Below are 10,092 nucleotides of genomic sequence, written 5' to 3' on the forward strand. Positions count from 1 at the left end.
CTTTCGCGAGCAGGCTCGCTCCCACAGGGGGCACATGAAATTTGTCAGTGGGTTTGGCCGTGCCACGGCACCAGTTTGCGCTGCAGGGCGCGCAGACCCATTTCCATGGCGAAGGCGATCAGGGCGATCACCAGAATCCCCAGCACCACCACATCGGTGACCAGAAATTGCGCAGCCGACTGCACCATGAACCCCAAACCGCTGGTGGCGGCGATCAGTTCGGCGGCGACCAGGGTCGACCAGCCAACGCCCAGACCAATGCGCACACCGGTGAGAATGTCCGGCAGGGCGCTCGGCAAAATCACATGGCGGATCAGTTGTGCGCGAGTGGCTCCGAGCGACTGCGCAGCGCGCAATTTCGCCGGGTCTACAGTGCGCACACCGGTGGCTGTCGCGATGGCGATCGGCGCAAAAATCGCCAGGTAGATCAGCAGCACTTTCGACAGCTCGCCGATACCGCACCAGATCACGATCAGCGGCAGATAAGCCAATGGCGGAATCGGCCGGTAGAACTCGATCAACGGATCAAGCACACCACGGGCAATACGGTTGGCGCCGATGGCAATGCCCACCGGCACCGCGGTCAGAATCGCGAAACCGAGACCCAGACCGATGCGGCTCAGGCTCGCGCCCAGGTGCTGCCACAGAGTTGAATCCATATAGCCCGTGGTCGCCAGCAACCAGCCTTTTTGCAGCACGGCGGAGGGTGGTGGCAGGAACAGCGGTTCGATCAAACCAGTGGCGGTCACGGCCCACCAGATCACCAGCAAGGCGAACAGGGTCAGCAGGCTGATCCACCGCGTGCTGAGGCTGCGCCGCACGGGAGTCGCCACCGATGGGGTTTTCACTGCCGGGGCGGAAACGTCGTAACTGCTCATGCGCGCTCCTGCCGTTGTACGGCGCTGCGTTGCGAGAACACTTTGCTCAGCACGTGCTCGCGGGTTTGGATAAAACGCGGGTCGGATTTGATCGCCCGCGCCGACTCACCGGCGGCGTAGCGTTGACCGAAATCCAGCTGCAGACGCTCGACGATCTGCCCCGGATTCGGCGCCAGCAGAATCAGGTCAGTGGCGAGGAATACCGCTTCTTCGATGTCGTGGGTAATCAGGAATACCGGTTTGGCGGTGCGCTGCCAGACTTGCAGCAACAGCTCCTGCATCTGCTCGCGGGTGAATGCGTCGAGGGCGCCGAAAGGTTCGTCCATCAGCAGCACGCGCGGGTCGGCGGCGAGGGCGCGGGCCAGGCCGACGCGCTGTTTCTGGCCGCCGGAGAGTTGCCAGATTCGGCGGTTTTCAAAACCTGTGAGGTCGACCAGCGCGAGCATTTCCCGGGCGATCTTTTCGCGTTTGTCCTTGGCGACACCGGCCAGTTCCAGACCGAACGCGACGTTGGCCAACACATCCTGCCAAGGCAACAGCGCGTCATCCTGGAACACCACGCCACGTTCGGCGCTCGGGCCTTTAACCGGCACGCCGTCGAGGGTGATGCGCCCGGCGCTGGGTTCGACAAAGCCGGCAATCAGGTTCAACAGCGAAGTCTTGCCACTGCCGGACGGGCCGAGGGCGACCAGCAATTGCTGCGGCCCGAGGGTCAGGGAAATGTCCGCCAGCACCGGTTCCGGGCTGCCGGGATACTGTGCGCTGATGCGCTCCAGCTGTAGCAAGGCCATCGCAGTGAACTCCCGATCAGTTGGTGATGTATTTGGCGCTGACGTACGGCGCGTAGTCCTGCAGTACGGCTTCGACCTTGCCTTGCTCCTTGAGGAACGCGGCGGTGTCGGTAATGGCTTTGGTGGTCGGCGCGCCGAGGCTGATCACTTGATCAGCTGCCAACGGGTAGACGTTGCCCTGCAGCAGCAATGGAATGTCGCTGGCCTTGGCGCCGGAAAGCTTCACCAGCTTGTCGACGTGGGACTGGTCGGCGAGCCAGGCTTGTGGATCCTTGCGGTAATCGGCGTAGGCGTCGAGGGTGACCTTGGCGAACGCGGTGACGATTTCCGGGTGCTTCTCGGCGAAGTCCTTGCGCACGATCCACGCATCGAAGGTCGGCGCACCGAACTTGGCCAGTTCACCGGAAGTGATCAGCACTTTGCCGTTTTCCTTGGCCACACCGAGCGCCGGATCCCACACGTAAGTGGCGTCGATATCACCGCGTTTCCACGCGGCGATGATCGCTGGCGGGGCGAGGTTGAGCACGGTGACTTTCGACGGATCGATGTTCCAGTGCTTCAGCGCGGCGAGCAGGCTGTAGTGACCGGTGGACACGAACGGCACGGCGATTTTCTTGCCGACCAGATCCTGCGGGGTCTTGATTCCGGAACCGTCGCGGGCGACCAGTGCTTCAGCAGCGCCGATCTGGGTGGCGATGAGGAAGGTTTCCACCGGCACCTTGCGAGTGATCGCAGCGGTCAACGGGCTGGAACCGAGGTAGCCGATCTGCACGTCACCGGAAGCGATGGCAGCGATGATGTCGGCACCGTTGTCAAATTTGCGCCAGCTGATGTCGGCCTTGGTGGCTTTTTCATAAGCGCCGTCGGCCTGGGCGACTTTCGCCGGGTCGACGGTGGTCTGGTAGGCGACGGTGAGGTCGGCGGCCTGCGCCAGAAAGCTCGCAGCAGCCAACGAGGCTACGGCCAGCAGACGAAGCGGGAAGTTCAGTTTCATGGGGGAGTGCTCCAAATCAGGCGACCGACGATCGGCGTGAAAGGAGACTAATTGATCTAAGAATCTAAAAATAAATAACTTTTTAGACTTAGCTTATGAGCGGAAAAATCTAAGCCCGGCCGCTGCGCGGTCATTCGCGAGCAAGCTCGCTCCCACAGGAGATTGCAATCTAATGTGGGAGCGAGCCTGCTCGCGAAAAGGTTCGAAGAGCCTTCTGATGTCAGTTGCTGATCGCCAGAATGCTCGCCTGATACGACCCGACAAACACATCGAAATCACCGACCTCGTTCTGCTCCAGCTCCGCCTGTTGCGCCAGCGAAGAACGCGCCAGCTCCTCAAACTTCGCCTGTTCATCCGCCGCCAATGGCTCGCTGCGGAAGAACTCGGCATGCGCCTGACTCTGGCGCAGGGAGAATTGCGCGAAGCTTTCCTTGTGCTCGGCCATGGTCGCCAGCACTTGGGCCGATGGGGTCAGGGACGAATCCTTGACCTTGGCCAGTTGCGCGTCGAGCGCCTTGCTGTGTGCGTCGCCGCCATGGCTCTGATCGAGCAATGCCGCCAGCGGTGCGATTTTTTCCAGCAGATCGGCTGCCCAAACCTTCAATTCGACCGCTTCACCGTCGCGCTGCAATTGCAGGCCCGGACGGCGACCTTCCTTGACCACGCTGAGGAAGTTCGAAGTGGCATTGCCGCACGAAGTGTTGGTCAGCAGCGGACTGTCGTTCAGCGCGCAATACAGCAGGAACGCGTCGAGGAAGCGCGATTCGGTGACGTCGATGCCCATCGGCAGGAACGGGTTGATATCCAGGCAACGCACTTCGACGTACTGAATGCCCCGGGCCATCAGCGCCTGGATCGGCCGCTCGCCGGTGTAGGTCACGCGTTTCGGGCGGATGTTGGAGTAGTACTCGTTTTCGATCTGCAGGATGTTGGTGTTGAGCTGTACCCACTCGCCATCCTGGTGCGTGCCGACTTCCACGTACGGCGGGTATGGCGTGGCCACGGCCTTGCGCAGGCTGTCGGTGTAGCTCGCCAGATCGTTGTAGCACGGCGTCAGGCCGGCCTGGGCGTTGCTCTGGTAACCGAGGTCGCTCATGCGCAGGCTGGTGGCGTACGGCAGATACAAAGTATCCGGATCGAGCTGTTCCAGTTGATGCGAGCGCCCACGGAGGAAACCGGCATCCAGCGCCGGCGAAGCACCGAACAGGTACATCAGCAGCCAGCTGTAGCGGCGGAAGTTGCGGATCAGCGCGATGTAGGACGACGACTGAAAATCGCGGTCGGTGCCGACGAAACCTTCGGCTTCGCGCAGCAGCGGCCAGAGCTTTTCCGGCAGGGAAAAGTTGTAGTGAATCCCGGCGATGCACTGCATGGTCTTGCCGTACCGCAGGGCCAGGCCCTTGCGGTAGACGTACTTGAGCTGACCGATGTTGGAGGTGCCGTAATAGGCGATCGGGATGTCTTCCTCGGCCGGCAACGGGCACGGCATCGATGGACTCCACAGGTACTCGTTGCCGAGCTTGCTGTAGGCAAAGCGATGAATCTTGTCCAGGCTCGCCAGCGTATCGGCCGGATCGGGCAGGGCGGGGGTGATGAATTCCAGCAGCGACTCGGAATAGTCGGTGGTGATCTGTTCATTGGTCAGCGCGGAACCCAAGGCTTCCGGGTGCGGCGTTTGCGCCAGACGACCTTCACTGGTCACGCGCAGGCATTCACGTTCGATACCGTGGAGGCACTGTTCGAGCAGAGAGAGGTTGGCGCGCTCGCCGAGCAGAGCCAGGCGGCGGTTGAGAAGTTCGCTCAATTTGGATTCCTTCACGCGTCAGTCGCCCCAATATGGGGGTGGGCAGGACGGTCTACAAGGGTGAAGTTGAAACTGGCGTTTTCGCCTGGTTTTTCGGGCTCACGAAGCCCCTTTCGAACCGCCGACTTCAATCCCTGAATCTGGCAGATGCACGCGAAGATTATGCGATCCCTGTGGGAGCGGGCTTGCTCGCGAAGAGGGCGTGTCAGTCAACATCAATTTGCCTGACACACCGCCTTCGCGAGCAAGCCCGCTCCCACAGAAAAGCTCGACGCTGCGATCACAGCGCCGAAATTAACTCAAAATGATGAACAACATCTACAGGACAGCGAACGTGCCTTGCGCTTTTGCGACCAGTTTGTCGCCCTGCATCACGTCGGCCTCGACCACCAGCGTGCGGCGGCCCGGGTGGATCACCCGCGCCGTGCACAGCACCTCGCCGTCGGATACGGCGCGGATGTAGTTGATCTTGCACTCGATGGTCGCGCTCTGCTGATCGAAGCCGTGGGTGCTGGAACAGGCCAGCCCCATGGCGATATCGACCAGACTGAACAGCGCGCCACCGTGCAATTTGCCGCCGCGATTGCGCAGTTGCGGTTCCAGCACCAGGGCGACTTGCGCCACCCCGGTTTCCAGGCTGTGCAGGCGGCAGCCCAACAGCTTGAAAAACGCGCTCTCGACGAGCCCGGCCGGAATCTCCATCAGCGTTTCTTCAACTGCTTGGCGTTGGCGAACAGTGAAGCCATGGCGTTGTTCACCGGCGCCGCTGCGGGCGTTTCCTTGCGCGGCGTGTTGCCCGAAGACTGGCGCGGTGCCGAGCCCGGACGCGAACCACGGGCACCGTCGATCTTCTCGCCCGGGGTGTCGCTCATGCGCATCGACAGACCGACGCGTTTGCGCGGGATATCGACTTCCATGACCTTCACTTTCACCACGTCACCGGCCTTCACTGCTTCGCGTGGGTCCTTGATGAACTTCTCCGACAGCGCCGAGATGTGCACCAGGCCGTCCTGATGCACGCCGATGTCGACGAATGCGCCAAACGCGGTCACGTTGGTGACGACGCCTTCGAGGATCATCCCCAGTTGCAGGTCTTTCAGGTCTTCGACGCCTTCCTGGAACTCTGCGGTCTTGAACTCCGGACGCGGGTCGCGACCGGGTTTTTCCAGTTCTTGCAGAATGTCGGTGACGGTGGGCAGACCGAAGGTCTCGTCGGTGAACTTCTTCGGGTCCAGACGCTTGAGGAACGCGGCGTCGCCGATCAGCGAGCGAATGTCGCGGTCGGTTTCAGCGGCGATGCGCTGTACCAGTGGATAGGCTTCCGGGTGAACAGCCGAGGAATCGAGCGGGTTGTCGCCGTTCATCACGCGCAGGAAACCTGCGGCCTGTTCAAAGGTTTTCTCGCCCAGACGCGCGACTTTCTTCAGCGCCGCACGGGTCTTGAATGCGCCGTGCTCGTCACGGTGAGCGACGATGTTCTGCGCCAGGGTCGCGTTGAGACCGGAAATCCGCGCCAGCAAGGCCACCGAGGCGGTGTTTACATCGACGCCGACGGCGTTTACGCAGTCCTCGACCACCGCATCCAGACCACGCGCCAGTTTCAGCTGCGACACGTCGTGCTGGTACTGGCCGACACCGATGGATTTCGGATCGATCTTCACCAGTTCGGCCAGTGGATCCTGCAGACGACGGGCGATGGAAACGGCGCCACGGATCGACACGTCCAGATCCGGGAATTCCTTGGCAGCCAGTTCCGACGCCGAGTACACCGATGCACCGGCCTCGGAGACCATGACCTTGGTCATCTTCATCGCTGGATACTTTTTGATCAGCTCGATCGCCAGTTTGTCGGTTTCGCGGCTGGCGGTGCCGTTGCCGATGGCGATCAGGTCAACCGAGTGCTTGGCGCACAGGGCGGCCAGAATCGCGATGGTCTGATCCCATTTGTTGTGCGGCACGTGCGGGTAAACCGTGGCGTGATCGAGCAGCTTGCCGGTGGAGTCGACCACCGCGACTTTGCAGCCGGTACGCAGGCCCGGGTCGAGGCCCAGAGTTGCACGCGGGCCGGCCGGCGCGGCCAGCAGCAGGTCGTGCAGGTTGTGGGCGAAGACGTTGATCGCCTCGGTTTCGGCGCCGTCGCGCAGCTCGCCGAGCAGGTCGGTTTCCAGGTGCGTGTAGAGCTTGACCTTCCAGGTCCAGCGCACCACTTCACCGAGCCATTTGTCGGCCGGGCGGTTCTGATTCTGGATGCCGAATTGCTGGCCGATCATGCCTTCGCACGGGTGCATGGTGCCCGGCAGTTCGTCGCCGACTTTTAGCGCGGAGCTGAGGATGCCTTCGTTGCGGCCCCGGAAAATCGCGAGTGCGCGGTGCGACGGCATGCTTTTCAGCGGCTCGTCGTGTTCAAAGTAATCGCGGAACTTCGCGCCTTCTTCTTCCTTGCCGGCGATCACGCGGGCGCTGATGGTCGCTTCCTGCTTGAGGAAGTTGCGCAGCTTTTCCAGCAGGCTGGCGTCTTCGGCGAAACGCTCCATCAGGATGTACTTGGCGCCTTCCAGCGCAGCTTTCACGTCGGCTACGCCTTTCTCGGCGTCGACGAAGCGTGCGGCTTCGGTTTCTGGCGTCAGGCTCGGGTCGTTGAACAGGCCATCGGCCAACTCGCCGAGGCCGGCTTCCAGGGCAATCTGGCCCTTGGTGCGGCGCTTCTGCTTGTACGGCAGGTACAAGTCTTCGAGGCGGGTCTTGGTGTCGGCGAGCTTGATGTCGCGCTCAAGGGCAGGGGTGAGTTTGCCCTGCTCCTGGATGCTGGCGAGGATGCTGATGCGCCGTTCGTCGAGTTCTCGCAGGTAGCGCAGACGCTCTTCCAGATGACGCAACTGGGTGTCATCGAGGCTGCCGGTGACTTCTTTCCGGTAACGGGCGATGAAGGGAACGGTAGAGCCTTCATCGAGTAGCGCGACGGCCGCTTCGACCTGTTGCGGGCGTACGCCGAGTTCCTCGGCGATGCGGCTGTTGATGCTGTCCATAAAACCACCTGACATATTGTGAAAGCAGGCTCGCAGGCACGGAAATAAAGGCCCGGAGTCTGGTTGAGCGGCTAGAAAATTGCCGCTGCCTGGGTCAAAAGGCACCCCATTGACCCGTGAAATCGAATAATTACTGCGCAGGCCCGGAAAATATCGCGGCCACCTGCGGTAACGATTCAGACGTTGCCTGGCACAAAACGCCGCGCATTATAACCAGCGTTCTGTCATTCGGGGGTGTAGCAGTCTGTAGGTAGAAACCCCGGTTTTCTGGCAGTGAAGGAAAAATCTGCTAACAATGCACACGGTGCGTATAACGGCAGCTACGCCATAATGCGCGCCGAGCTAAAAGGAGCATCCAATGAGCAGCACTGCAAACAATGCTGAAGGCGAAAAAATTCTAATTGTTGACGACGATCCGGGGCTGAGCAGCCTGCTGGAACGCTTTTTCGTCAGCAAGGGCTACCGTGCCCGTGCCGTACCGAACACCGAGCAAATGGACCGTCTGCTGTCGCGTGAAGTGTTCAATCTGGTCGTCCTCGACCTGATGCTGCCGGGCGAAGACGGCCTGACCGCCTGCCGTCGCCTGCGGGCGGCGAACAATCAGATTCCGATCATCATGCTCACCGCCAAGGGCGATGAGATGAGCCGCATCAAGGGCCTGGAACTGGGCGCCGATGACTATCTGGCCAAGCCGTTCAACCCGGACGAGCTGATGGCACGGGTCAAAGCCGTTCTGCGGCGTCAGGCCGCACCGGTGCCGGGCGCGCCGGGCAGCGAAGACGAAAACGTCACCTTCGGTGATTACGTGCTGTCGCTGGCCACCCGCGAGCTGAAGCGTGGCGAAGAAGTGCATATGCTCACCACCGGTGAGTTTGCGGTACTCAAGGCGCTGGTAATGAACGCGCGTCAGCCGCTGACCCGCGACAAACTGATGAACCTGGCCCGTGGCCGCGAGTGGGATGCCCTGGAGCGTTCCATCGACGTGCAGATTTCCCGCCTGCGCCGGATGATCGAGCCGGATCCGTCGAAACCACGCTATATCCAGACGGTCTGGGGTGTGGGCTACGTGTTCGTACCGGACGGCGCCGCCACCAAGTGATCGGCGATTTGTAGGAGCGGGTCTGCGCATCGGGTTGATCGACCCTCTACGCAGACTCGCAATCCGCAATATGCGAGCATGGCTCGCTCCTGCAAGTGTGTAACGGTTATCGATGAAAACCCCCGTCTGGTTCCCCCAAAGTTTTTTCTCCCGCACCCTGTGGCTGGTGCTCATCGTCGTGCTGTTTTCCAAGGCGCTGACCCTGGTTTATCTGTTGATGAACGAGGACGTGCTGGTGGATCGCCAATACAGCCACGGCGTCGCCCTGACGCTGCGCGCCTATTGGGCGGCCGATGAAGAAAATCGCGCGAAGATCGCCGATGCCGCGACCCTGATCCGGGTGGTCGGTGCTGGTGTGCCAGAGGGCGAGCAGCACTGGCCGTACAGTGAAATCTATCAGCGGCAGATGCAGGCGGAACTGGGCGCCGACACCGAAGTGCGCTTGCGCATGCACTCGCCGCCGGCGCTGTGGGTGCGTGCGCCAAGCCTCGGTGACGGCTGGCTGAAAGTGCCGTTGTACCCGCATCCATTGCGCGGCCAGAAAATCTGGAACGTACTCGGCTGGTTCCTCGCCATCGGTTTGCTGTCCACGGCCTCGGCGTGGATTTTCGTCAGCCAGCTCAACCAGCCCTTGAAGCGCCTGGTGTACGCCGCCCGACAACTCGGTCAGGGCCGCAGCGTGCGTTTGCCGATCAGCGACACACCGAGTGAGATGACCGAGGTGTATCGCGCCTTCAACCAGATGGCCGAAGACGTCGAACAGGCCGGTCGCGAGCGCGAGCTGATGCTGGCGGGGGTCTCTCATGATTTGCGCACGCCGCTGACCCGCTTGCGTCTGTCGCTGGAGTTGATGGGTGATCGAAACGATCTGACCGACGACATGGTGCGCGATATCGAAGACATGGACGCGATTCTCGACCAGTTCCTCGCGTTCATTCGCGACGGTCGTGACGAGTCGGTGGAGGAAGTCGATCTGAGCGATCTGGTGCGTGAAGTGGCCGCGCCGTACAACCAGAGCGAAGAGAAAGTGCGTCTGCGTCTGGAACCGATCCAGCCGTTTCCACTGCGCCGGGTATCAATGAAGCGGCTGCTGAACAACCTGATCGGCAACGCCCTGAACCATGCCGGCAGTGGCGTCGAGGTCGCGGCTTATGTGTCCGGTGACACGAGCGCGCCGTACGTGGTGCTGAGCGTGATGGACCGAGGGGCGGGGATTGATCCGTCGGAGCTTGAGGCGATCTTCAACCCGTTCACCCGTGGCGACCGTGCCCGGGGCGGGAAAGGTACGGGGCTGGGGTTGGCGATCGTGAAGCGGATTGCTTCGATGCATGGCGGCAATGTCGAGCTGCGCAACCGCTCCGGAGGCGGACTGGAAGCGCGGGTGCGGTTGCCATTGGGGTTGATGTTGCCGCGCGATGCGGTCTGACGATCGGGATATTCAGCGGGGCTGATGGCCCCTTCGCGAGCAAGCCCGCTCCCACAGGGGAACGCATTCCAAAA

At 61.6% G+C, this 10,092-nt stretch carries 8 protein-coding genes; 2 read left to right on the forward strand and 6 right to left on the reverse strand.

Features of this window, described 5'->3' with window-relative positions; genetic code table 11:
* Positions 1-44 precede the first annotated feature (44 nt).
* From tauC to ACM6I7_RS11475, 6 genes are all read right to left on the reverse strand, one after another.
* Entirely contained in the window at positions 45-878 is an 834-nt protein-coding gene (gene tauC, locus ACM6I7_RS11450; RefSeq protein WP_096797464.1) for a taurine ABC transporter permease TauC, read from the reverse strand.
* Positions 875-1,669, reverse strand: a complete 795-nt coding sequence (gene tauB / locus ACM6I7_RS11455; protein ID WP_414888605.1) for a taurine ABC transporter ATP-binding subunit — start codon at positions 1,667-1,669, stop codon at positions 875-877. The genes tauC and tauB overlap by 4 nt, the downstream gene beginning before the upstream one ends.
* A 16-nt stretch (positions 1,670-1,685) precedes the next feature.
* On the reverse strand, positions 1,686-2,663 hold the full coding sequence (gene tauA, locus ACM6I7_RS11460) for a taurine ABC transporter substrate-binding protein (RefSeq protein ID WP_414888606.1): 978 nt from the start codon (positions 2,661-2,663) through the stop codon (positions 1,686-1,688).
* A gap of 220 nt (positions 2,664-2,883) precedes the next feature.
* Positions 2,884-4,467, reverse strand: coding sequence for a glutamate--cysteine ligase (gshA, locus tag ACM6I7_RS11465; protein WP_096797466.1), 1,584 nt, complete (start codon positions 4,465-4,467; stop codon positions 2,884-2,886).
* Between the two features lie 318 nt (positions 4,468-4,785).
* The gene (locus ACM6I7_RS11470; protein WP_086793980.1) at positions 4,786-5,169 is read right to left on the reverse strand and encodes a PaaI family thioesterase; all 384 of its coding nucleotides are present in this window, start codon (positions 5,167-5,169) and stop codon (positions 4,786-4,788) included.
* Entirely contained in the window at positions 5,169-7,493 is a 2,325-nt protein-coding gene (locus tag ACM6I7_RS11475) for a Tex family protein (protein WP_414888607.1), read from the reverse strand. Before ACM6I7_RS11475 ends, ACM6I7_RS11470 begins: the two co-directional genes overlap by 1 nt.
* 358 nt (positions 7,494-7,851) lie before the next feature.
* Here ACM6I7_RS11475 and ompR point away from each other — a divergent pair, with 358 nt between their 5' ends.
* Together ompR and ACM6I7_RS11485 are read left to right on the forward strand one after the other, a co-directional pair.
* On the forward strand, positions 7,852-8,592 hold the full coding sequence (ompR, locus tag ACM6I7_RS11480; RefSeq protein WP_003220637.1) for a two-component system response regulator OmpR: 741 nt from the start codon (positions 7,852-7,854) through the stop codon (positions 8,590-8,592).
* A 112-nt stretch (positions 8,593-8,704) separates the two neighbouring features.
* Positions 8,705-10,018, forward strand: a complete 1,314-nt coding sequence (locus tag ACM6I7_RS11485; RefSeq protein ID WP_027611205.1) for an ATP-binding protein — start codon at positions 8,705-8,707, stop codon at positions 10,016-10,018.
* Positions 10,019-10,092 lie beyond the last annotated feature (74 nt).

The sequence above is a fragment of the Pseudomonas sp. IT-93MI4 genome (assembly GCF_949767635.1).
GTDB classification, from domain to species: domain Bacteria; phylum Pseudomonadota; class Gammaproteobacteria; order Pseudomonadales; family Pseudomonadaceae; genus Aquipseudomonas; species Aquipseudomonas putida_A.

What these genes read in the sequence shown, in the direction of transcription:
- tauA (WP_414888606.1), bottom strand. Translation starts at nt 2,663, where the DNA reads ATGAAACTGAACTTCCCGCTTCGTCTGCTGGCCGTAGCCTCGTTGGCT.
- tauC (WP_096797464.1), bottom strand. Translation starts at nt 878, where the DNA reads ATGAGCAGTTACGACGTTTCCGCCCCGGCAGTGAAAACCCCATCGGTG.
- ACM6I7_RS11475 (WP_414888607.1), bottom strand. Translation starts at nt 7,493, where the DNA reads ATGGACAGCATCAACAGCCGCATCGCCGAGGAACTCGGCGTACGCCCG.
- tauB (WP_414888605.1), bottom strand. Translation starts at nt 1,669, where the DNA reads ATGGCCTTGCTACAGCTGGAGCGCATCAGCGCACAGTATCCCGGCAGC.
- ACM6I7_RS11470 (WP_086793980.1), bottom strand. Translation starts at nt 5,169, where the DNA reads ATGGAGATTCCGGCCGGGCTCGTCGAGAGCGCGTTTTTCAAGCTGTTG.
- ompR (WP_003220637.1), top strand. Translation starts at nt 7,852, where the DNA reads ATGAGCAGCACTGCAAACAATGCTGAAGGCGAAAAAATTCTAATTGTT.
- ACM6I7_RS11485 (WP_027611205.1), top strand. Translation starts at nt 8,705, where the DNA reads ATGAAAACCCCCGTCTGGTTCCCCCAAAGTTTTTTCTCCCGCACCCTG.